Origin of the sequence: Buttiauxella noackiae, from assembly GCF_000737905.1 — a bacterium.
In the GTDB taxonomy this organism is placed as follows: domain Bacteria; phylum Pseudomonadota; class Gammaproteobacteria; order Enterobacterales; family Enterobacteriaceae; genus Buttiauxella; species Buttiauxella noackiae.
In genome coordinates this window covers 1634174-1657993 of sequence record NZ_JPRU01000001.1, presented here as the reverse complement: position 1 = coordinate 1657993, position 23820 = coordinate 1634174, and the positions used below count along the sequence as shown (strand labels likewise).

General features: G+C 45.7%; 14 protein-coding genes and 2 pseudogenes. 12 read left to right on the top strand and 4 right to left on the bottom strand.

The features are described from left to right. Positions 1 to 284: 284 nt before the first annotated feature. From yedE to IX31_RS23585, 12 genes and pseudogenes are all read left to right on the top strand, one after another. Positions 285 to 1496: a selenium metabolism membrane protein YedE/FdhT gene (gene yedE, locus IX31_RS07600; RefSeq protein WP_034456770.1), complete on the top strand. Its 1212-nt coding sequence runs from the start codon at positions 285 to 287 to the stop codon at positions 1494 to 1496. After that, positions 1493 to 1729, top strand: coding sequence for a sulfurtransferase-like selenium metabolism protein YedF (gene yedF, locus IX31_RS07595; protein WP_034456769.1), 237 nt, complete (start codon positions 1493 to 1495; stop codon positions 1727 to 1729). The genes yedE and yedF overlap by 4 nt, the downstream gene beginning before the upstream one ends. 842 nt (positions 1730 to 2571) lie before the next feature. Further along, positions 2572 to 3108: a fimbrial protein gene (locus IX31_RS07590; protein WP_034456767.1), complete on the top strand. Its 537-nt coding sequence runs from the start codon at positions 2572 to 2574 to the stop codon at positions 3106 to 3108. Positions 3109 to 3177: 69 nt separating this feature from the next. Next, on the top strand, positions 3178 to 3720 hold the full coding sequence (locus tag IX31_RS07585) for a fimbrial protein (protein WP_034456765.1): 543 nt from the start codon (positions 3178 to 3180) through the stop codon (positions 3718 to 3720). 70 nt (positions 3721 to 3790) lie between these two features. Beyond that, positions 3791 to 6256, top strand: coding sequence for a fimbria/pilus outer membrane usher protein (locus IX31_RS07580; protein WP_034457241.1), 2466 nt, complete (start codon positions 3791 to 3793; stop codon positions 6254 to 6256). Positions 6257 to 6271: 15 nt separating this feature from the next. Then, positions 6272 to 7033: a fimbrial biogenesis chaperone gene (locus tag IX31_RS07575; RefSeq protein ID WP_034456763.1), complete on the top strand. Its 762-nt coding sequence runs from the start codon at positions 6272 to 6274 to the stop codon at positions 7031 to 7033. Positions 7034 to 7141: 108 nt separating this feature from the next. Continuing rightward, complete coding sequence (locus IX31_RS07570) at positions 7142 to 8212, top strand: fimbrial protein (protein WP_051880589.1); 1071 nt, start codon at positions 7142 to 7144, stop codon at positions 8210 to 8212. Positions 8213 to 8220: 8 nt separating this feature from the next. Beyond that, the gene (locus IX31_RS07565) at positions 8221 to 8769 is read left to right on the top strand and encodes a fimbrial protein (RefSeq protein WP_034456761.1); all 549 of its coding nucleotides are present in this window, start codon (positions 8221 to 8223) and stop codon (positions 8767 to 8769) included. Next, complete coding sequence (locus tag IX31_RS07560; RefSeq protein WP_198528557.1) at positions 8723 to 10447, top strand: O-antigen ligase family protein; 1725 nt, start codon at positions 8723 to 8725, stop codon at positions 10445 to 10447. Before IX31_RS07565 ends, IX31_RS07560 begins: the two co-directional genes overlap by 47 nt. 77 nt (positions 10448 to 10524) lie before the next feature. After that, complete coding sequence (locus tag IX31_RS07555) at positions 10525 to 10818, top strand: hypothetical protein (RefSeq protein ID WP_122973991.1); 294 nt, start codon at positions 10525 to 10527, stop codon at positions 10816 to 10818. A 333-nt stretch (positions 10819 to 11151) separates the two neighbouring features. After that, positions 11152 to 11535 carry a hypothetical protein gene (locus tag IX31_RS07550; RefSeq protein ID WP_034456758.1) on the top strand — a complete coding sequence of 128 codons (384 nt, stop codon included), beginning with the start codon at positions 11152 to 11154 and terminating at the stop codon, positions 11533 to 11535. Between the two features lie 70 nt (positions 11536 to 11605). After that, positions 11606 to 11739: pseudogene (locus tag IX31_RS23585) on the top strand (DUF4942 domain-containing protein); the annotation flags it as partial. Between the two features lie 83 nt (positions 11740 to 11822). On the opposite strand, the pseudogene IX31_RS23780 reads toward IX31_RS23585, so the two are convergent. The 4 genes and pseudogenes from IX31_RS23780 to IX31_RS07535 all read right to left on the bottom strand — a co-directional run. After that, positions 11823 to 11965 (bottom strand): annotated as a pseudogene (locus IX31_RS23780) (IS3 family transposase); the annotation flags it as partial. A gap of 106 nt (positions 11966 to 12071) precedes the next feature. Continuing rightward, positions 12072 to 13034 carry a hypothetical protein gene (locus IX31_RS07545; RefSeq protein ID WP_051880587.1) on the bottom strand — a complete coding sequence of 321 codons (963 nt, stop codon included), beginning with the start codon at positions 13032 to 13034 and terminating at the stop codon, positions 12072 to 12074. 173 nt (positions 13035 to 13207) lie between these two features. After that, on the bottom strand, positions 13208 to 22864 hold the full coding sequence (locus IX31_RS07540; RefSeq protein WP_072009416.1) for an autotransporter-associated beta strand repeat-containing protein: 9657 nt from the start codon (positions 22862 to 22864) through the stop codon (positions 13208 to 13210). Between the two features lie 68 nt (positions 22865 to 22932). Next, positions 22933 to 23721, bottom strand: a complete 789-nt coding sequence (locus IX31_RS07535) for a bestrophin-like domain (protein ID WP_034456757.1) — start codon at positions 23719 to 23721, stop codon at positions 22933 to 22935. Between the last annotated feature and the right edge of the window lie 99 nt (positions 23722 to 23820).

Below are 23820 nucleotides of genomic sequence, written 5' to 3'. Positions count from 1 at the left end.
ACTAATAAAGGAGATTTTTAGAAGGTGGAAAAGCTAATCAAAACAAATGCGTTTGATAGAAGGCCCGGCTGACAGCTTACTTAGAATGGCGTGGCATCATGCGTTTGCGCCTGGCTAAATTTTGCCCTTCCAGGATTCGAAGCGAGGTACTTTTACTTGATGAAGGTCATTAAAAATAGCAGTATTTTGCTGAAAAATTTGCGGAGAGTGTTGGGAACAGAATAAAAGTTTTATATTGCTGCCTCTTATTATGTTACTCACCTTCTGAGTTCAGAGGCGAAAAAATGTCCTGGCAACAATTCAAACTAAATTATCTGGTTAAATTCTGGGCTCCTATGCCCGCAGTTATCGCGGCTGGTATTCTTTCAACTTATTATTTCGGCCTGACAGGAACATTCTGGGCAGTTACGGGGGAATTTACCCGCTGGGGTGGTCAACTCCTTCAATTAGCTGGGGTTCATACCGAAGAATGGGGATATTTCAAACTTATTCATCTTGATGGCAACCCCCTTACCCGAATTGACGGCATGATGATTATCGGTATGTTCGGCGGTTGTTTTGCTGCTGCGCTGTGGGCAAATAACGTGAAATTACGCCTGCCACAACATCGTATTCGCATTATCCAGGCCGTTCTGGGTGGCATTATTGCAGGATTTGGCGCACGTCTGGCTATGGGCTGTAATCTGGCTGCATTCTTTACGGGTATCCCTCAGTTTTCTTTGCATGCCTGGTTCTTTGCCTTAGCGACCGCGATAGGATCATGGTTCGGTGCGAAATTCACTCTTCTGCCCATGTTCCGCATCCCTGTCAAACTGCAAAAAGTTTCAGCCGCTTCACCACTCACTCAGAATCCAGGGCAAGCACAACGCCGTTTCCGCGTTGGCATGATGGTGTTTGCAGGAATGGTGGGCTGGGGTGTGCTTACCGCAATGAATCAACCAAAGCTCGGTATTGCTATGCTGTTTGGTGTCGCTTTTGGCTTGCTCATCGAGCGCGCGCAAATCTGCTTTACCTCGGCATTCCGGGATATGTGGATAACCGGGCGTACTCATATGGCAAAAGCGATCATTCTGGGTATGGCGGTCAGTGCAGTGGGAATTTTCAGCTATGTTCAGCTTGGTGTTGCCCCAAAAATTATGTGGGCTGGCCCCAATGCGGTCATAGGTGGGTTACTGTTTGGTTTTGGGATTGTGCTGGCTGGCGGTTGCGAAACGGGCTGGATGTATCGCGCCGTGGAAGGACAAGTTCATTATTGGTGGGTTGGGCTGGGGAATGTGATTGGTTCCACCGTTCTGGCGTACTACTGGGACGCTCTTTCCCCCGCGCTCGCTACTGGCTGGGACAAAGTCAATCTGTTGAACACCTTTGGCCCACTCGGTGGATTACTGGTTACCTATCTACTCTTGCTGGCAGCATTTTTACTGGTTATCGGCTGGGAAAAACATTTCTTCCGTCGTAAAAATCTGCTTAACCAGCCGCTTAAGGAGAATGTATGAGCCACAATTATATACCTGATTTCCGCCTGGATATGGTGGGCGAACCCTGTCCTTACCCCGCAGTGGCTACGCTGGAAGCCATGCCGCAATTAGCAAAGGGCCAAATTCTTGAAGTGGTTAGCGACTGCCCGCAGTCCATCAACAATATCCCATTAGATGCACAAAACCACGGCTACACCGTGTTGGATATACAGCAAGATGGCCCAACAATCCGTTATTTAATTCAGCGCTGAATGCTGAATAACTTAAGCAAGGGGTAACCCTTGCTTTATTAGTATCCCGCAGCAACCTGCCCATTCTCTTTTAGAGCACTTCCGACAAATCTAAAGCTCAATTCACCGAACAACATATCATCGTTGTTCTGAAGTCCGTCGAAGATGTCTGCCACGAGGCGGGAACATCTGAGGCCTCTTACAACAACTCGAAATCACACTCTTATCGCAGGTGATTGGCTCTTTAGATCACTATTTATTTTGTAATGATAAAAGCAGATTCACTGCAAAAAATTATAAAAAATAAGTCAGTTTTTTAGTCGCCTATAGCATTTTTACAATGTGATATTAGCTTTATTTGATAAATATTAAATATATGATAATCATGATTACTATATATTTAATTCGTCAATTATAGTAATCAAGGAAACAATTGGACTCTATTTATTTATTTAAATGATTTCTTGTTATATGGTTGTTGCGCTAATGCTATTTTGTTTAAATTAAAGATTGTAAATGGTTTTCTTATTGCTTTATTGTGTTTTCCTGGTTGTGATATTTGCCCTCGCAAATTAACATTGATTTTCTTAATTACATTAGCGATAGAATGGTTTTCTAGATAAATTATTTGATACCGGATAATCAGGTTTAACAATTAGTGTCACCTCGGAAAAACCTACACATTAAAAAAAGTAGATTTTTATATTCCTTAAATGCAATTAATATGCGCCTCGCTTTACTGGATGTTTTAAACAATGGATTGTGAAGATAATAATGAGTGGGGAAATGAAATTTCTCTTGGGTGTTAAATTAATTGCTTTAGTGCAGGTTTGACGCCAAATATTAATTTGCAAGGAAATTGTATGAAGCTTAATAAATTCGCAATGGCTGCAGTTATCGCTGCTGGTATTACTTCTGCATCTGCATTCGCAGTTGTTGCTCCTACTAATGGTGTAATCCAGTTAAAGGGTGAGTTAGTTGAATCTGCATGTGGTTTAGCAGCGTCATCAAGCCCAGTCACTGTTGATTTTGGTCAGATTCCAACATCTGCATTGGCTAAAAATAAGCAAGCTGGCAATGTTCATAAAGAAATTGAGCTGCAGGATTGTGATACTACGACAGCTAAAACAGCAAAAGTAACATATACGCCTAACACGGTTGACGTAGATAACTCAGCATTAGCTGCATTTACTTCTGGTACTGCCAAAGGTGCTGGTATCGGTTTGATTGATAATGGTAACCAGCCAGTTGTATGGGGACATGCTTCTTCTCCGGTAACATTGGTTAATGGTACCAACCACATTCCATTCGTTGCATATGTAAAAGCTGATACAGCTTCTACTACTGTAACTCCTGGTACTTTCCAGTCTGAAATTAACTTCCAGATCGACTATCAGTAATCTCTGTGCTGGCATAAACGCAGGGATACTCCTGCGTTTTTTCTGCAATGAAAATGAGCGGAGGGAACTATGAATAGATGGGTTTGGTTTTGTCTACTGACCGGATTATTTCTGGCCGATTTTGCACAAGCTGACACTATTCAAATTAGTACTCCAGGGAGGATGAAAGTATCTGGTGAAATAATTGAATCTACTTGTGCAATAGATAATGAAAAAAATTATCAACCCGCAGAGTCTGTGTTAGATAAGAAAGAGCTCATAACGAATAATAAAAATATTTTATCAGCCCAGGCACTGCATATTCACTTGATTGATTGCTCACTCAGAAGCAAGGTTTCGCCTGCGATCTATTACCATAACGCCGAGATTACATTTGTCAGTGAAGGTGTCAGTAACCATAGTAAGGTTGGTAATACTGATAATAAAGCACTAGGGATTAGTCTTGAACCCAAATATGGCACTTTGGTTGAATTTGGTAAGTCCTCACCCGATTATCAATTTATTGATGAAGATAATAATATAAATTTACAGCTGTTATTGGTTTCAAAGGAAAATCGGTCACAAGAAAGCTTGTTCCATGCGACGTTGCGAATATATATGGCATACATCTAAGGATTGACCATAAGCAATGGTATCTGATGGCCTGAAAATTCAGGAAACGATAAATACGCAGAGTAATAATATGATCTTCTCATGTAAGGTGAAAATGAAAGCGCTGGCAATACAAATTGCCTTGCTTTGCTATTCTCAATGTGTCATCGCAGGTAAGTCCGTTGAATTCAACTACGCGGTGTTAGATGCAGAAGACCGAGATAACGTTGATCTCAATCGTTTTTCTGAGGCTAACTATATCTTACCAGGTTCTTATTTACTTGATGTTAAGGTGAATAATCAACCATTACCGCAGCAGACGATAACGTATATTATTTCGCCGGAAGATAGTAAAAGCTCTGTAGCTTGTTTATCTGAAGATTTAGTTAAGTCGTTGGCGTTAAAAGAAGATGCTCTCAAAAAAATTAAAACAATAAATGCATCCTGTTTTGATATATCAACTCTTCCCGGTACAGAAATCAATAATCACGAAGGTATTCTGGATATAACGATTCCTCAAGCGTGGATGAAATATTCAGATCCTGACTGGGTACCGCCTGAACGCTGGGATGATGGCGTGAATGGGTTGATTTTTGATTACAGTGTCAGTGGGCAACAATCTAAACAACTGGATTACAATGAGAGCCACGGGAGTGCCTCAGCGTATGGGCAAGCCGGTGTTAACCTTGGCGCGTGGCGTTTTCGTAGTGAATATCAGTCAAATTTCTCTGAAGGAAATTTTGACTGGACCCGTATTTATGGTTTTCGCCCGCTACCTACTATGGCTGCCAAATTAACCGTTGGTGAAAATTATTTAAACTCACAAGTATTTGATAGCTTCAGATTTATTGGGGCTAATATGGCCAGTGATGAAAGAATGCTGCCGCCTGATTTACAAGGCTATGCGCCCGAAGTCCGTGGAATAGCAAAAAGTAACGCTAAAGTCACGATTAGCCAGGATGGCCATGTTATTTATGAAACAACAGTGCCTGCTGGCCCATTTAATATCCAGGATTTACGCAGCGCTGTACGTGGTACTTTGGATGTAAGAGTAGAAGAGCAAAATGGGAGCGTATCAACATTCCAGGTAAATACCGCATCCATTCCTTATCTTACACGTCCGGGTTATATTCGCTATAACACGTCAGTCGGTCAAGCTCTGCAATATCAACACCGGGCTGAAGGCAAGATTTTCTATACAGGTGATTTATCCTGGGGTTTAAGCAATGCGGTTTCATTGTATGGCGGATTATTTGCTACAGGAAATGAGTACAATGCCTGGTCACTAGGCATTGGGCGTGATTTATCTCAGCTCGGTGCGTTATCAGCCGATGTGACTCAGTCACTAAGCAAATTACCTGACCAGCGTGCACAGCAAGGAATGTCATTTAAGCTTAACTATGCAAAAACCTTTGATGAACTTCATAGCGCAATAACTTTTGCGGGTTATCGTTTCTCACAGGAGAAATTCCGAAGTTATTCCCAGTACATGAATGAACGCTATCAGCCGTCTACGGCTATTGGCCGTGAAAAACAGATGTACACCCTTACGGGTAATACAACATTGTGGGCGGATGAGCCAAAGGGTTCAGTAAATCTTTTTTTGACATATACACGTCAAAATTATTGGGATAGAAGTGTACAAAATCATTATGGGCTGTCTATAAGCCGCGCATTCGATATTTTAGGTGTAGATGTCAATGCTAATTTATCAACATACCGCTCTAATTATCAGGGTAAAAATGATAATAGCGTTGCGCTTTCCTTATCTATGCCATTGGGGAATAGCAGTTGGTTAGGTTACGACATGCAGGCGAGTTCTGGGCAGCATACGACCAATATGGTGTCATACAGTAATAATCATGATGATAATAATTTATGGCGCTTACGGGCTGGTTCTAATTCCAACAGTAAAGCCGCTGCTGATGGCTATTATATGCATCGTTCGGAAGTTGCGGATATTGATACTAGCATTAGCTACCAACAGGATGAATATGTTGCCGTCGGTGGCACAATGAGGGGAAGTTTTACAGCCACCCGCCACGGCATGGCTTTACATAATGGTGGCTCAATGGATGACTCTTCTCGAATTATGGTCGGAACCGATGGCGTCAGTGGTGTGCCATTGAATAATAAAAAAGTGACTACCAATATTTTTGGCGTCGGTGTTGTGCCTGACGTTATCAGCTATCAAAGTTTTGACACAAGAATTGATGTTGATGCAATTGATGATGATGTAGAAGTCGCACAAGCTATTACTACCAAAACCTTAACGGAAGGCGCCATTGGATTTGAACACTTCTCTGTGGCAAAAGGAGAAAAATTAATGGCGGTGCTAAGAACAAAAGAAGGTTTGTCCCCTCCTTTTGGTGCAGAGATACATAACGAAAATGGTGTAAGTGTTTCCATGATTATGGATAACGGTCTTGCTTATATCGCGGGTGTCAAACCGGATGAACAACTCGATGTAATCTGGAGTGGTAAAACGCAATGCCATGTTCACGTGCCGGCGAAAATTAACCGTGGGCAGGATAAAAACTTATTGCCTTGCGAATAGAAATAGAGGTTTGAAATGAAATTAAAGATAACTTTCCGTCATGCTTTAGTTGGGTTATTCGCTTCAGTCTGGACCCTGAATACTGCCTTTGCGGGTATTTCTTTAGATCGCACGCGTATTATAGTTAAAGGTGATGAAAAGTCGGCCAGTGCTAATTTAACCAATACAAATAGTGATATTCCTTTTCTTGCTCAATCATGGGTAGAGGATGCGAATGGCAAGAAAATTACAGAGCCATTATTGGTCTTGCCTCCACTGCAACGTATTGATGGCGGGCAAAAAGGGGTTATACGAGTCACTAAAACGGACGGTATAAATGCGCTACCACAAGATCGTGAGAGTTTGTTTTATCTGAATGTCAGAGAAATTCCACCTAAACCAGACAAGCCGAATATATTACAGTTGGCTATGCAGTCACGTATTAAACTTTTCTACCGCCCGGCAGGGATTGTGCCAGAAAACAATGAAGAGGTTTGGCAGGATCAAGTCATATACCATAAGCAGGGTAACAAGATGCTAGCTGAAAACCCAACACCTTTTTATATTACACTAATTGGTTTGACTCGTAATATTACCAAGGAAGGTGGGGAGAAATTAACTGACTTTAATGGTGTAATGATTCCCCCTAAATCAAGTATTAACTTTCCTCTCATTGCTAGCAATATTGAACACTTTGCCGTGATGTACGTTAATGATTATGGTGGCCATCCTGAGCGTTTATATCGCTGTGCAGGTGATGTATGTAAAGCACTACCAGAATCAGAGCAGCCTAAGTAAACGAAGCTTATTCACTGCTTGCCATTTATTTTAGATGATGCCAGATCCAGCACCATGTTCCATATGGGTTGGACTAAATTACCAGACCATAAGCTGTGGAGCAATGCAATGAAATTAAAACAGAGAATGAGATTAAAAAAATGGCAAGCGATCTTGATGACCTGTTTTTCATTGCTGCCTGCGATTGCCAATGCGACAATTATTGGTGAAATAACAACAAATAATGCGCATGTGTATGCTTACACTCTGGGTACATCTAATATCCCGGCGAATACACCCGGAAGCTCAGTGGAGATGCCAGTGAGTGATACAGGAATATATAGTGCGACACTTAATTGCCATGGAGCAAATTTTAGTGGTGAGCCAACATATTATATGTCAACAGCGCCAGGGTTAACGGCATCTACTCTTAATCAAGGATACCTTAAGCTCAACGATTATATTGATGTCAAAATTGAAGTATGGATCGCAGGACATGTTAATCAATACTTTACGGTACCATTTGGCAGTACCTCTAATAATTATGCTGGTTTCGTGTGTAGTTCCCGAAATCCTGTTCAACAGGGGTCTTTCTCAACTGGGTCAAAAGTTCGGGTTACATTTAAGATAACTAAGCCAATCATTAATGGTATGTCGATCCAAAATGTAAATGTGGCGCAATTGTTTGGCCGTGCAGGACATCATTCTGCAGGATTTGGTACTTCTGCTATGGCTATTGTTCAGATAAAATCAGGTATTATTACCGTCCCCGATAAATGTACTGTCAATAATGGTCAACCTATTGCTGTTAATTTCGGCGATATTCCAAATGATGATAAATCACTTGATGGTAGCCAGCATGCACAAAATATTCCAATTCATGTGAATTGCACGGGAGGGAGTTTTACCTCGGGTAATGTCAGTATTAAACTGGCTATACAACCGGCAGCCGCAGGTATTGCAAGTTTTGATTCAAACTATTTAGGAACGACGGGCACGGTTGATAGGAAAGATTTAGCTATTAAATTAACCGATTCCAGTGGAAAAATCGTTAAACCGAATACTTTTGTCCCTTTTACCGGTTTTCAAAATAATCAGGGCGACTGGAATTTAATTGCGTATCCTGTTGCAAAGCCTGGAGCGAATATTCCTGAAGGGGATTTTGACTCATCAGCAACTGTTATCGCTGATTTCCAGTAAGGCTAACCATGAAAAAAGTCATAGCATTCAAAACCATAATACTTACGCTATTCATGACTGGAACAGCCTGGTCTACGGGGGTTTTTACCGGGACTAATATCACCTTTCATGGGCGTGTAATTGCGCCAGCGTGTGTTGCAATACCTACTCCAGGAACGCCAGATATTGATTTTCACCAGGTTTCTACCAGGGATTTGTATTCGTCTCAAAAGACAAAACCTATTCCTTTTGTTATTCATTTGCAAAGTTGCAATGCGAGTGTCATGAAGACGGCTACGGTTACCTTTAGTGGTAGTGAGAATCTTGCTCTACCCAATCATCTCAAAATTACCCCTCAAGGTGCAGGTGGCGCCTCAGGTGTAGGTATTGCACTTGAAGAAAATAATGGTACGCCGATTCAGTTAAATAAACCGACGAGCGCGACAAACCTGGCGACGGCTAATGCGGAGATTACTTTCAACACCTATCTTGAAGCCGAACCTCAAGCGCTGAAAAATAGCGCTATTCACGTTGGCAAGTTTACGTCATCAGTCAATTATATTGTTAATTATCAATAATATGATTATTAATATTTTTTCCAGAAGAAATTTTTCTCGCCGTAATATTTTTGCTTTTTGTGCATTCGGTTATTGGGCCGTTTTGCTTCACATTTACCAGGCAAACATGGGCGGGAGTGGGCTAAATTTGCCGTTTAACATTCTTGCATGGTCAGCTGTAGCTATCGTAATTTTAACAATTTGCCTTTGGCCTGTTGGTCGTCGGTTTGTACGGATATCGTCTGCCGCATGCTACTTTCTGTTGGGATCATTTGTCCTTTCGTTGTTGTGTTTATTTACTCAGCCCCAATGGCGTTACGATGCTTTTTTGCGCGCGGGAGCAATATCCGGGGGAGGGGTATTTTATCTCTTATTACTACAAATAAAATTTAATAATCATTCTATTAGTATTTTGCTTAAGGCTATTTTATGCGGTGTAATACTTGAGTGTTTTATCGCATTGATTCAATTCTTCCATTTGCCAGTATTGTCCACATGGTGGGAGTTTAATGATAATTTCCCGCTTCGAACCTATGCCATATTTCAGCAAGCTAATGTTTTTGCAAGCTTCCTGGCAACAGGTGTCGCGATAGCTTTTTGGCTTGGTGTTTTTTCTAATTATCGTTATCGAAAAAATGAGATGATAATTATTTCATTTCTTCTTATGTTAATGGGTTGTGTATTATGGCTTTGCCAATCACTGAGTGGCTATATTGCAATATTTTTTGTTATATTATACAATTTAATAATTAATTGGGGTGTTCGAAGACGTGTGCTGATACTTTGTTCAGCACTGTTATGCGGTATGGTTTGTGGTTTTTTTATTCGTTTTTTTAATCATATACCAAACGTACCTCATATAAGTAGCTCGTTAACTCGCTGGTCCATCCTTCGCAACTGCCTGTTGATGCTCCATGAAAAACCATTATTAGGATGGGGAGTTGGTAGTTTTGATTATAATTATTTACACCACTTTAGCGGTGTGGATTCTTGGGTTGGGAAGCGGACAATTAGTCATCCACATAATGAAATTGCATTATGGTTGGTAGAGGGGGGGATCGCCGGTTTTTTGGGCATTAGCCTTATAGTTTTAGGGGGATGGCAACTGATCACCCGGGTGAAAGAGAAAAAAAACCTCGCACTATTATCACTCCCGATACCAATTATTTGCCATATGATGACTGAATATCCACTTTACCAGTCTGCACCACATTGGTTGTTATTGATTTTGCTATTACGTTGTTGCGATAAGCCAATGATTTATTGTAGGTTTAATTTGTCGATATGTTGGGGGATGCGCATTATAACCTCAGCATTTGCATTGGTATTGCTTCTACTATTAATTAACGCCTATTTTCTTCAATACAAACTCACATATGTAGAGAGGAATAGTACGCAACAGACACTACTATTAAAATCCTGGACTGAAGTTTTCTTTCAGAAAGATCGTTATGAGTATGACTATTATATTGGTAAGTTAATGAAATTTAATGAAACTGGTAATTGGGAGTTATTAACCCAGTTTCAGACATGGGCGAAAAAATACTCTCTGATTCACCCAGATGTGAATGTTTATTATTCAAGGTTAGTTATAGCAGAAATGGAGGGGGATAAAGATTATTTCAATGAATTACTTTCGGAATCCAAGAGATTGTTCCCTGGTGAACAACGCTTTAGCATTATGAATGCAAAGCAATAATCAGCGACATAATCCGAATTGCTATTTTCTTTAAGAGAAAGAATGGCCTGGACCATTTTAATAAAAAGGATATTGTTATGATAGATACCGCTAAACTGGCAGAAACAATATTAGAACTACCTTCAACCTCAGGTGAGGTACCAATAAAGTGTTATACTCCATTGGCAAAAGCCAATAATGAGACTACCACTGGCCATTTGAAACGTGATGGAAGAACAGCCCAAAAAACGCATAGAACTCTTGCGTTTGCTACAAGAGTCACGCCCATCTTCGATCATGACATTCGTGCTATCGCTGAGAATGAAGGCCTTAAGCTTGTTGAAGTGTTAGAAAAGGCAATTGAAGTATATAAAGAGAAACAAGGTTATTGAGTTTGTCAGAACCATGTTCTGTATTTTAATTTGGTAGAAAATAGAGTTATCTGAGTTATCACCATTTTAAATTAAATATAGAGCTATTTGACTAAGAATTCATAACATTGCTACAACGCATTCGGAACCTTTGGCACCAGGATATTCGTTGGTTTACACATTTGTAACCTCCGGTAGCCTATGCCGTAGGGGGTTAGTTATATAATTTGTTCGTTTTACCACCGGAATCCCACGCACGAATTATAACGTTTGTTCATTGCTCTATAGTAATAGTAGTAAGTTTGCACTTATCTTGTCTTGAAAACTCAAAATTATTAATGGAGCACTTAGAATATGAGATTTCAATCGGATGTTAAACACGCAATAAAAGTCATTGGTAATGAAATAGTGAAGTCGCAGGATTCATTTCTGGTGATTAAAAAGAATGGCCAGAGTATAGATCTCATACAAGACAATCAGGTGGCGTTTCTTAAAAAAGGCATGATTACACTTCATCGAGTTGATGATGGGATGTTGACTAATTATATTAAAGCACCTGCGATTATTGGTTTGGGACATGTATGTGATTCAAACTTGAACCATTTTATTCAATGTGAAACTGAATGTTCTATGTGGGTTGTTGATACTAAGGTGATGTTTGATATATTTTCTGAAAAAGATCTCTGGAAAAATGCATTTTTTATAATAAGAAAATATTTATATTTGTTTTTAACGTAATTTAAGTATCTGTGCAATCCGCACCATTCACATTTAGAGATCTCCCGACATACTGATCATGCCCAGTGAAGAGGATGAGTTCTTCAGCATTCGGTTCTGTCAGAAGGGGACCACACATATGGTATTTAAACGCCGGATATAATTGAAAAGATGAATGAGATTATTGCGAAATACTATCAAGGAATGCTCGCTCTCCCACGCTAATGCTGAATAGCTCATCCTCGTCAACATTCCTGTTTATGCAACTTTTCTGTCAATAGCTGTCATAGCGGTGTTCTGACTTCATTGTCCAGTTTTGCGCTGTACCACCGCCAATTTCTGAGGTTATCAACAATCAACTGTGCATATTCAAGCCTGACTCATGGGTGAAAGTACGCTTAGTTTTCTTGTTCATTAAGTCACCTGTTTTATGTTGAGATGAGAATATCACCTTTAATCAGGTGGCTAAATTTGCTGTGTTACTACACATTGAAAAAAATAAGCAGGATGACAAAACATAACCATTTTAATGCCATGCCAAGGGAAGTTAATTCCTTTCAAAAACTCATCGCCAAACCTATACCGTAACCCGTCGTATTATTGCCAAACATATAACGAGCAACCAGACGCGTGCGGCTTATCACTACATCGTATTTGCTACTGTCTAACTCAAGCCCCAGACCTAGTGAATTAAGACTGTCAAATCCGAGCAGGCCACGCTGGCTTCCCAGGTATTCGGTACGTGCACCTTCCATCACATAGCGAACAGGTTTCCCCAACAACGTCCAGTCAAAAATTGGGGCGCGGCGACGCAGATATAACCCCAGGTTATCTGCATAAGCATGCCCCGATACCGCGAATGAGCTACTGGAGAAACTTTGCAGTTTCTGCCACGAGTAACGAAGTTCTGCATCGATATCCTGGGTTTTGGAGAATAATTCGTAATCGAGCATCATGGATCCACCCAGCCCATAAGCATTGAGACGCCCGCCATCAAGAAACTTAAAGTCCGCATCTTTATACTGTTCCAAAGCAAATGCGCCGATACGCAAATCACTGGCCATCGTACCCAGCGTAAAGTTTGCGATAGGGCGTAACACCAGATTACCTCCCCATCTGTCCTTGTTCAGATTGATGTCCCAGCCTATGCCACCGGTTGCGGTCAGGCTGTTCCATTTGACTGGGATTTTACGGCTCTCATTCCCATCTGAGAAAACGAATTGGGGATCGTACCTGCTGTAACCGAGAGTTCCTTCCAGGTAAATCGGCACAGACTCACTGAGCGTTGCGCCGCCACCAAACTGTGTAATTGAAAGCGAGTTTTTCTCATTCGTGCCGCTGCCGATATTCAGGTCGCTGGCGGTAATATCAGGTATGACCGTGTAACTCATTAGCGAGAGAACGGCATTGGCGCGTTGCTTGATGAGGTTGCCGTCAGCAGAAAAGCATAGCGGGCTGGCCAGTATCAGCCCTGTCAGCAAGGTGATGCGAGTACGGAAAGACAAGAAACCGATCGCCATATTTGACTCCACTAAAGCCATTTCCCAAGGGGCTACTTGTGACAAAAAAATAACCAAACAACCGTGGTGATCCCAGATTTAAGGTTATGCGTTTCTTCTGCACTTGCGTAACATGAATGAAATAGTGTTAAAGCAAAGAATGAATTAACGGCCACAGCTTAATTTCTTTACTCTTAGAAACGTATTTTCATACCAATCGATCCACCAAAATCATTACTGATGCTGGTATCGCTGCCGCCGTTGCTCCAGGTTTTACCGATTTCCGTATAGGCTTCGGCATTTTTGGCGATAGTCCAGGTGGCACCCACCGCGGCTTCCGTGCTGCTGTATTGCTGATCCGCCGTTAATACGGATTTGCCAGCGTTATTGGTGGTGTTTTCAAACGTTGCGTTATCCTGACCGTCGGAAAGCTGTTGCCACAAATTCACCCGCACGTAAGGTTTCACTTTGCCGACACCAGTTTCATATTCAGCGCCCAGACGTGCGCCAATGCGGCCAATAATCGCGTCGTCGGCATCAATGGACGCACGCGTTTTCGCATCGCCTTCCAGAATCACGCTGTCAAAATCGCTGTGCTGCCAGATGAGCTGCGCCTGCGGTTCGATAAACCAGGTGGTATCGCCAAACAAAATCGGGTAACCCGTTTCAACCGAGGCGATAAAGCTGTTGCCATCCGGGCTGTAAGTATTTTGATTTTGGCCGTTCTTCAAATCAATGTTGTGATTGCCGTACTGCAACACGTTATCGACGTAGAATCCGCTTTGTGCGGTGTAAGTCGCATAACCGCCGACATAGGTCGACAGGGTAGAGTTATAACCTGCCGTACCGTAACCCCCGGAGTTTGCCCCCTGAATGCTGGTGTCGTTGTCGACAATCGAGGTGTACATCCCGGCACGCCAGTTTTCATCAACATATAAATCGAAACCAATCTGCATGCCGTTAATTTGCGAATCGGCCTGCGAGCCGGTGGCATCATTAAACGACTGGTGAGTGGACTGCGTGATATAGCGCGCCCAGAAACGCTGGTCATTATCCTGCGCCACGGTGGTATTCCACGGCTGCTCGTCGCCCACGCGTTGGTGCAATGTGCCCAGAACCGCTAAATCTGCCTGGCGAATGGTTGATGCGACGGTGGTAAAGATCGGCACTTCAGGGCGATAGCTGGTGCGCAGGAACCAGTCTTCGCCTTGTCCCTGAGCATCTCCGGCAAACAGACGGTATTCCCAGGCACCTGCTTCAAGATGGTCAGCCCCAATAGTGAACGCATCTTTGGTGGTTTGCGCTGTAGTGGTTGCGCCGTTAATCGCTTCTACCACCGCGATGCCGTTGCCATCGGTCTGTTCACCAAGCTGGCTGACGTCAATATTCAGCAATGTTCTTCCCGTTGCGGTACCACCGTTGATGACTAAACGGTCAGCAACTCCGGGGCTGTGTTGCTGTGCGGCAATTTTCAGCACGCCGTTAAGCCCGACATAATCCCCGTTGACCGTCAGGGTTGATCCCACATCGCCGCCACGTAGATTCACTGTTCCCTGGTTTGCCAGTGATCCAACGTTCTGGTTATCGCCGCCGGTATCCAGCGTCGCGCCGCTGCTGACGATATGTGCTGATACTGCGCTGAATTTATTAGCGCCCTGAGCTTTCAGCGTGCCACTTTCTACCAGCGTAATACCCTGGTAATTATTGTTACCCGCAAGAATCGTGGTGCCAGAACCTTGCTGCCAGAGTTGGCCCGTGCCGGAAATATTGCCGCCCAGCGTCAGGGTATTGGAGCGGTTAATTTGCAGCACGCTGTTATCAATAATATTGCCGATAACGCTGCCGCTGGTTCCGCCATTACCCAGTTGCAGATTACCGGCGCTGATGGTGGTATCGCCGGTGTAAGTGCTGTCCTGGCTGAGCGTTAACGTGCCGAGTCCGGTTTTGGTTAACGCACCGCTGCCGCCGACTGAACTGAGCAACGTTGCGTTATTGCCATTGGTATCGATGGTGCCGCCGTTTGCGGCAAGCGTCACCGCGCGTGGGGTATTGAACGCTGCGCCGTAGCGGAATGTGCCGCCGTTCAGCGTAATCCCCGTTCCCGCCAGACCGAGGTTGCTATCGCTGGAAACCTGCAATGTGCCGCCGCTGACAGTCGTGCCGCCTGCATAGGTATTGTTGCCGTTAAGCAGTAGGGTGCCGATGTCAGTTTTATTAATACCGCCGCTACCCGCGATAACCGAGTTAATCGTGGCGATGTAATTTGCGCCAGGCGCGGTGCCATCCCCCACGCGGATTTGTGTATCCGCGGTATTGGTGGTGATGGTTCCGTCGTTAATGACGTAGCCATCGGTGGCAAACTGCATTCCACTGACACGCACTTCTCCGAGGCTGTTATCCACTGTGACCGTGCCTTTCTCGCCGCCAAATACGGCAAACGAACCATCGCTAAAGGGCGCATTGAAACGACCATCTGGCGTGGTGACATCGGTTGACCAGTTGTCATTCCCCGCGCTGTTTTGCCAGACACCGTTCCCGCCGTTAATCTCGCTGTTATTTTTGGATGCGGAAAGCTCGCCATCCCAGAAACGCAGAATTACGCCGGTGCGATTGACCAGGTTGACCTGTCCGGCAAGTGAAGTCTGAACATACAAATCATCTGCAGCATCCGGCGCAACGCCAATATCCATCAGGTTGTCCGTCAGGTTGCCGGTGTAGTTAAACACGCGATAAATACCCACATCGAAGGTCCCGCCGGGCGTTTGCGCGATATTGAGCTTGCCATCGAGATTCAGATCGCCGTTGATATTCACCAGGTCGTTAAGTGCGCCGCCTGCGGTAAACGACTGCCCAAACTGGAAATCTACCTGGGAATTTTGATTCAGCGTCAATCCGCCTAAGGTCAATACGCCGACACTTGCTAAATTGGCTCCCGCAGCAAGATGCCCGTCATCGGCAACCGTTACTTTTCCGCCAATAACCCCTGCGCCGCCAAGAGTGGATAGGGCGCTGACATTCACATCGCCCGTTGCCGCCAGTTGGTTACCGTTCACCAGTAATGTGCCTTGCTGCACAGCGGTGTTGCCGGTGTAAGTGTTAGCACCGGTCAGCGTCAAAATGCCGTTACCAATTTTGCTGAGTGCGCCACCGACACCGCTAATCACGCCGCTAAGCAAATCATCACGATTTAGCGAACCTTCACTGAGCGTTTTGCCTTCTAGTTCGACATTGCCCGCGCCTGATAATGAGCCAATGGTGGTTCCGTTGGTGGAGTTGGCAAGATTGACCACGCCGCCTGCATTGTTGGCGAGCACAGCATTTTCTGCTTGCGCATTATCAGCAAAAGTCACCAGTCCATTGTTGGTGACAGTTGAACTGCCCGCATTGGATTGATTGCCCAGATCAAGCTGCGTTCCGCTAGCAAGATTAATCGCTGCCGCACCGCCAGAAGCGGTGTCACCGAGGTGAATCAACGCACCGTTATTAGCGTTAAGAATGCTGTTGGCCGCCGATGCGTTATCGTTGAAATTAAGCGTTGCGTCGTCAAGCGCCACGGTATGCGTCTGAGCAGTCGCGCTGTTATTGAAGTTTAAAGTGGCCTGATGGTTCACCGTCAGCACGCCGGCATCCGGGCCTAATGCTCCGGTGACATTGGCATTCACCACCACTTGTGCGGTGCCATCTTTGCCGGTGATGGTGGTTGCGCCCTGATATGTCGTCGCATTATTGAGCACCAGATTGCTGTCGTCGGTGCCAGTTGATGTATCTTTCACCGTCAGCCCACCCAGCCCGCCAATCACCCCATTCGGTGTGAACGTATGGCCATAAAGATCGAACTGCCCGCCGCCATTTTCACTGAGGAAAATAGGGCGCGTAGTGGTGTAATCCGCGCCAGTTTGTAGGGTAGAGCCGTTATTAATCAGGATAGATGTGCCAGCCAGCCCGAGGTTTGCATCTGATGAAACGTTAAGCGTCCCAGCGTAGATTTCGGTCCCGCCTTCGTAGTCGTTATTACCGGTTAAAATCAGACGGCCCGGGTCGAGTTTTATCAGTTTCAGGGTATCCAGAGCAGATTGCTGATGAAGCTCGGTATTGATTATCGCGGTAGTATCAGCCCCGCTGGAACCGGCACCCACACGAATGACAAAATAGGCATCAGCCGCAGTTTCCCCCTGGCTTGCATAGTTGATTGAGGGAACCAGGTTTAGGGTACGCGCTATAGTGAGTGCGCCGCCCGTTAACCGATAGCCGTCAGTATCAAACTGCATTCCAGATGTCACCACGGGGCCGTTGGAATTGCTCACCGCTACAACTCCGCTTGCGCCCTGGAAGACGGCAAACGCCTGCTGCTGCCAGGGGGCGTTGCCAACCCCATTTGAGAAGGTCCACTTGTTCTCATTGACACCGACACCGGTGCGCCAGATACCATCCCCACCATCCACCACGCCATTGCCTTGAATGCCATCGGAGCCATGCTTGGAAGCATCATCTCCATCCCAGAACTGCAGATTAACGGTTTCTGATGAGAAACCCTGGACCAGGTTTACCTGCTTGGGCAGGGTGGTTTGAATGTAATAAATAGAGGAGTTTCCCGGCGGGAGTGACGCTATATCCAACCCCTGATTATCGAGTGTTCCGGTGTAGTTAAACAGGCGATAGACGCCAGGAGCAAAAATACCTCCCGCAGAGGTCGTGACATTGAGATTTCCATCCAGCTTCAAATTGCCGTTCACAATCACTAAATCGTTGAGTGCGCCACCGGAAGTAAACGGCAGCCCCAGCTCAAACTGGCTATTGGTGTTTGGGGAAAGTGAAAGATTGCCATTAATGGTAAGGGTGCCTGTGCCGCCATCACCCGGCGATAAGGTCGAACCGGTGAAGATGACGTTTCCGCCAATGGTGCCTTTACCACCCAGTGTGGCATTGGCTCCTACGGTGGTATCCCCAATCGCGGCAGACTGATTGCCATTGACCAACAGCGTCCCCGCATTGACCTGAGTGGCACCCTGATATGAATTAGCCCCGCTTAACCGCGTGACACCGGTGCCATTCTGATGGAATTCGCCGCTGCCAGAGATTACACCGCCCAGGTTAACCGTATCGGACTGGTTGATAATAAAAATGCCGTTATCAAGAATATTGGTGGCTGGCGAAAGGGCACCTGCCGTGCCGCCTGTGCCGAGTTGTAGCGTGCCTCCATTATCAATAACCGTGTTGCCCGTATAACTGTTTTCACCTGTCAGAATGGTTGTTCCGCCCCCAGCCCGTTCAAGCCCGCCTGTTCCGCTGACTATCCCGGTATACAACTGAGAGATGGATGTGCCATCAAAAATAACACTGCTATCAGCACCACTGGTGGTGACGTTGTAGTTATTGATGCTGGCGTTACTCGGTGTCACCAGGTTGTCGCCCGTGCGTAATGTCCCGCCGCCGGTAACGGTAATAACAGGAGTGCCGGATAACACAAGATTGTTTACCACACGCACATCGGCCTGGGTTCCACTTATCGTCAGATTGCTCCAGCCGCTGCCAATATTGGTTGCGGTAGGCTGGTTATCAGCACTTAACGAGCCAATCAGAGCAGGGCCTGTGCCGCCTTCCCATAAATGGGTGTCTGTCAGCGTAAGCTGATTGTTACTCCCGCCTTCACTCAGAAGATGCAGGGTATTGCCCAGATCGACGTTGCCTATCTGCGCTTTATCATTGCCATCGGATCCGGTGAAATCTACCGCACCGTTAAACGTACCGTTGTTCCAGGTGAAGGTGTCGGTACCGCTTCCCGCAGTAATCTGCCCGGTTGTGGCTCCTCCGTTCAGGGTAATGATATCGTTGCCGCTACCGGACAGAATCGCCGTCGCGGTATTACTGGCGGCACTCAGGTTGCCCTGATTGGTGATGGTATTGTTGGCGCTGCCGCTGGCATCAATGACCACCGAATTCTGGCTGCTATCGGACAGGGTACCGCTATTGAGAATGGTACGTGTTGCCGCACTGCCGTTGATACGGATGAGCGGTTGAGCATTGGAGGTGCTGGTGGAATTAATGGTTCCGGTATTGGTAAAGGCGGCAGCGTTATTGGCCAGAACGCTGCTGTTTACCCCTCCGCTGGTCTGAATATTACCGTTGTTGGTGACCGCGCTGGCATCGACCGCTGAAATCGCAGCACCTCCGTTAGCACCTACCGTGATGTTGGCACCGGAGGTCACAGTACCATTGGTTTTCGCCAGAATACCGTTACCGTTGGCAGCCGTACTCCCCGTAACATTGATGGTGTAACCGGTACCGATAGAAAGATTGCCCGTGGTGTTGCTGCCATTGGCTTGTTCAAACGCAAAGCCTGCTCCGCTTCCTGAAACATTGAGAATATTGCCAGCGCCTTCCGCAGCGAAGGTCACCGCCGTGCGGATTGCGGGGCCATTGGACGCGTTAATGGTGACATTATTCAAATTGATATTTGAGGTGGCAGCGTTATTGTTAATCCCGGCTCCGCTGCCAGAAATATCAATCAAGGTGTTGTTGGCGGTAAGTGAAGTTGCTCCCACATCCATTCGAATACCGTCCGCACCGTTGCTGGCGGTAATGTGGTTCCCGGTACCATTAATGTTAAGCGTTGCGCCGTTATCAATCAGCTGTACTGCGGCCAGGCCGCCATCCGCGGTGACGTTGCCCAGTTGCGCCACTTGCGCTCCTGCGCCTTGTACTTTAACGCCGACATTGCCACTGCCTGCCGTCCCGGAGACGTTGATATTCCGTGTGTTGGTCAGCGTGCCCTGGTTCTGAATATCTACACCGATGTTATTTGCACCCGAAACATTAATCGGGGCATTGTTGACGCCGATACCGCCGTTATGCAAACGCAAGCCAGTGCTACCATTCCCGTTGAGGTTAATGCCCGCCCCATTGAGTGTGACCTGTCCTTTATAAGAGACATCGTAGCCAGTAATGCCGCTTTGCAAAATGCCAGAAACAAGCGCGACATTAGAATTAACCAGAGTGGTGAGCGCATCATTCGCCGAACCAATATTGCCATCAATGGTGTAAATGCGTCCGTCGACCACGACACCTGTAGTGTTGTTGTGATCCAGTATAATCCCGCCGTTGTTAATTGTTCCCGTCGCCCCACCAGCCACTTTCACACCCACTGCATTTTCACCATCTACCGTGATGGTTGCCGTACCGGTATCGAGCGCAGAAGGGACATCATCGCTGGTATTTAATTGGCCATCAGGTCCATCATCGCGTCCGTGAGCAAATACGCCAATGGAGTTATCACCAGTGACGGTTAACCGATACGCGCCACCCGTTCCTGAATTACCATCAAAGGTCGCACCATGGTCGATTAAAAACAGTGTGGAATGCGCCTGACCGTTGTCGTTAATCACCGCGTTGGCAAGATTAATTTCAGCATCCTGACCGTAAGCGTAATAACCAATTTGGTTGGTGTTATTAAAGGTCAGGGATGCGTCCGATTGGACATTGATGGTTGCGCTTCCGCGGGCATGAGCCCCAATGGCGCCAGCGGCATACAGGTTTATATCAGAGTCGATATTTGCAGTTGCCTGGAACCCCTGCACCCCTTCAGCAAATACCGCGTAGTTGCGATAGGTTACTGGATTGTTGTCACTCCCGCCGGTATCACCAGCGGCACCCACAGTGATGACACCGGCAGCAGTAGAATTGATCACGGCTGACTGGGTAGAGGCGAGGACATTAATAGCCGCGTTGTTATCACCGTAAACGTTTATTCGGCCAGTGTTGGTCACATTGCTGGTATTGATGACCGATAATCCGTAGTTGGGTGCGGCAGCGCCACCCGCTAACTGCCCGAGTACATTAATGGTGCCATTGTTGGTCACCGCGCCGGTTGCGCCATCAACCAGAATCCCGACGGCGTTGCGAGTCAGGGATCCTAGTGTAATGGTTCCATTATTGGTGACGGTTCCGCTACTTTTGTTATGAATGCCTGCCGACTGCTGTGCACCTCCCACCATCACTACAGGGGTATAGGTTTTGCTGAGCGTTATCGGCGTACTACCGATATATATATTCCCTGTGCTGGCGTTGGTGAAGGTGGCCGCATCGGCAATATCCACGGCGTAACCTGAGGCACGCCCATCGGCATTAAAACTGTTGCCGACCACGGCAATTGAGCCACTATTGTTTGCGTTTGACGTTCCCTGAGCCTGAAGACCTACCGCATTTGCAGAACTACCGTCCGTTAAAGCGACGTTAATAAAGCCGGTGTTAGTTAGTGTGCTGGCACCATCACCCTTGATACCTACGCTGCCCTGGTTATGCACATTTTGGTTTGATTCATCTTTTTCAAGGAACAGACCGGCATTAATGGTTCCGGTATTCAGAGCTGTAGCATTATTCGCACGCATCCCAACTCCCGTTGGGCTGGCACTGGAACTGCTCCAGATATTGATATTACCGTTGTTGGTCAGTACGGCTCCCGTATCGCCGCGCATGATGGCGGAGGCACCGTCTACAGCAAGGCTACCCTGAGAAGTGACAGTGCCGGATGCATTCGTACCCGTGGCATAAATAATATCGAGATTGCCAGTACCTAGCGTGGCGTTATTAGTGTGCGATTGACCATCTTCCCAGACGTGATAAGTCAAATTAACGCGGTTTTGTACTTCCGCATTGAGCAACTTTTGAATAATGCCGTTGTAGGTGTTTTGCGCGATGGTGCTGGAATCAATGACTACGCTGCCATAGGCCGGAGGAAGTTGTACTCCACCGGTTAACCAGAGTTGAACCTGGCTTTGACGGCCTGCATAAGCGCCTTGCCCCAACAAGAAATCATTCACCGTCGCAATATCTTGTGCCGAATTAATGTTAAATGTGATGTTCGGTTGGGTGGGATTCAAAACGACCTGCTGTCTAACCTGAATGTAATTGGGAAGCGTAATGCTGTCGCTGTATTCGGAGCTGACTGCCGTCTGGCCTTGCAAGTCAGTTGAAATCACAGAGGCTGGAATAAAGTGAATGTAGTTATCGGACAGCCAATTCACGTTGCTATTCGCGCTGCTTGTCCCTTGCGCGCGGGCAAGCGTTGAGTTTTTCGCCATCAGTTCGATAGTATTCGTTGTCGCGGATATCGGCGTTGTTCCTGTGGTATTGGCACCAATATTAATATTGGCGGTGCCACCGGTAGGGGCGATATCTACAATGCCAAAATTGTTATAGATACGAAACGAGTTGGGATCGAACACGCTTAGCGGCAGATCCCCCACCAGCGAGGTGCCAGGAGCTGCAAAGGTACTGGAATCATAAACCTTAATAACCGAATAACTGCCTTCAAGCCCTGGCACTTCTACATTGAGTTCCTGATTTTGCTGCGGCGTTGAAGGGTTAGTGGAATAGCTAAATGAATCAATGTTTGCCGAAGTTATCGGCGTGTTATTGCCCTGGGAATCGGTGGCGATAATCGATGTGATACGGCCTGCGTCCGGGCCGGTACTGTCGATTAACCCATTTCGCACCAGAACCTGAGTCGCGCTGCCGTTAACCCCTGGCGCTATTTGCGGAATAGGGCCAAGAATATTGAGCGTGGTGCCTGGTATATAGTGATTTGTGGCGGCATTGGCATCGATCGTGAAGGCAAAACCGGTATTTATCACCTGGTCGTAATTAGTCAGGATAGGGAAGCCGTAAGAGGGGTAGGCATCGGCCCAGTTGATATCGTCAGCCAAAACGGGAGCGGCTGAGAGCAGCAAACTGGCGCTAAGAAGTGTGCTTTGAGCTGCCCGACCCTTACCTTTCTTACGCGTTTTCGTTGTTTCCGAAGCGACCACGAGTGCATTCCGGCTCCGGCTCCAAACCAGACGATAAATACGATTCATATCAACGCTCCAGAAGTATCCAAAATGGCAATATTAAAATTTATGCTTTAAGAGCGGGTTAAACGCTTTTAATTAGCGGTCGGCTCTTTATCTTCATGCTGAATAGATGCTTTAAGCAGTAATAAATTTTGTGGTTCAATGCGTATTAGCCCACCGCGAGGGCTGCTTATGTCAGCAACAAGGGAAAGCGAAATCGCAATAATGGTCGGTAAAATAAAGATATAGACTTTATTGCTTTTTCTACTGTGTGAGCTATAGCCAATAAGAATGTTACAAATTACGGCAATTGAAATAAGTAAAATCCAGGCCGAAGCAGGGAAGTGTTTTATCCAGGCCGCCTGAGTGTAACCCTGTGTGTTAATGACATCATTCATCCCTGCGGCTATTAATGCCGTTACTGGCGTGGTGGATGACTGGGTTTCATTTTTAATAATTTGCCAAAGCTGCGTCTGTGAATTGGCAGTTTTGTTATCAAGATCAGCAAGCTGCTCTTTTTCATTAAGTTGATAAAATGCAATACGTAGATCCAGATACTTTAATAATTCACTGCGTGCGGTAGTCACATTCTTTGCAGAAAGCAAATCGATACGTAAATATTCTGTACCAATTGCATTGGCTTCTTCTGATTCACTGTTCTTGCGTTGATCGTAAAGCCCTACAGCATTGGAAAAACTGAAACCAATCAGCAAGGCAAGTAGCGTAAGGGTTGCCGCCTGGACTACACCAAAATCTTTTAGTGTGTCCTCATCTAACTGCCCCTTGCGTTGTAGGCAATAAACGCCTAGCGCCGAAGCAAGCGGTAATATGATTAGTAATGTAATAAATAAAAAAAAGGGATGGCCCAGTAACATGCTCATATTTCATCTCTTTTATAATTAACCGATTGCCACTGCACGTTTAACCAGTGTTTAAATACTTGCACAATTCTTTGAAAAAGGTAGCGGGTATAAGGATTT

Excerpts from the sequence above, each read along its gene's own strand:
- yedE (WP_034456770.1), top strand. The coding sequence starts at position 285 with ATGTCCTGGCAACAATTCAAACTAAATTATCTGGTTAAATTCTGGGCT.
- yedF (WP_034456769.1), top strand. The coding sequence starts at position 1,493 with ATGAGCCACAATTATATACCTGATTTCCGCCTGGATATGGTGGGCGAA.
- IX31_RS07590 (WP_034456767.1), top strand. The coding sequence starts at position 2,572 with ATGAAGCTTAATAAATTCGCAATGGCTGCAGTTATCGCTGCTGGTATT.
- IX31_RS07585 (WP_034456765.1), top strand. The coding sequence starts at position 3,178 with ATGAATAGATGGGTTTGGTTTTGTCTACTGACCGGATTATTTCTGGCC.
- IX31_RS07580 (WP_034457241.1), top strand. The coding sequence starts at position 3,791 with ATGATCTTCTCATGTAAGGTGAAAATGAAAGCGCTGGCAATACAAATT.
- IX31_RS07575 (WP_034456763.1), top strand. The coding sequence starts at position 6,272 with ATGAAATTAAAGATAACTTTCCGTCATGCTTTAGTTGGGTTATTCGCT.
- IX31_RS07570 (WP_051880589.1), top strand. The coding sequence starts at position 7,142 with ATGAAATTAAAACAGAGAATGAGATTAAAAAAATGGCAAGCGATCTTG.
- IX31_RS07565 (WP_034456761.1), top strand. The coding sequence starts at position 8,221 with ATGAAAAAAGTCATAGCATTCAAAACCATAATACTTACGCTATTCATG.
- IX31_RS07555 (WP_122973991.1), top strand. The coding sequence starts at position 10,525 with ATGATAGATACCGCTAAACTGGCAGAAACAATATTAGAACTACCTTCA.
- IX31_RS07550 (WP_034456758.1), top strand. The coding sequence starts at position 11,152 with ATGAGATTTCAATCGGATGTTAAACACGCAATAAAAGTCATTGGTAAT.
- IX31_RS07545 (WP_051880587.1), bottom strand. The coding sequence starts at position 13,034 with ATGGCGATCGGTTTCTTGTCTTTCCGTACTCGCATCACCTTGCTGACA.
- IX31_RS07540 (WP_072009416.1), bottom strand. The coding sequence starts at position 22,864 with ATGAATCGTATTTATCGTCTGGTTTGGAGCCGGAGCCGGAATGCACTC.
- IX31_RS07535 (WP_034456757.1), bottom strand. The coding sequence starts at position 23,721 with ATGAGCATGTTACTGGGCCATCCCTTTTTTTTATTTATTACATTACTA.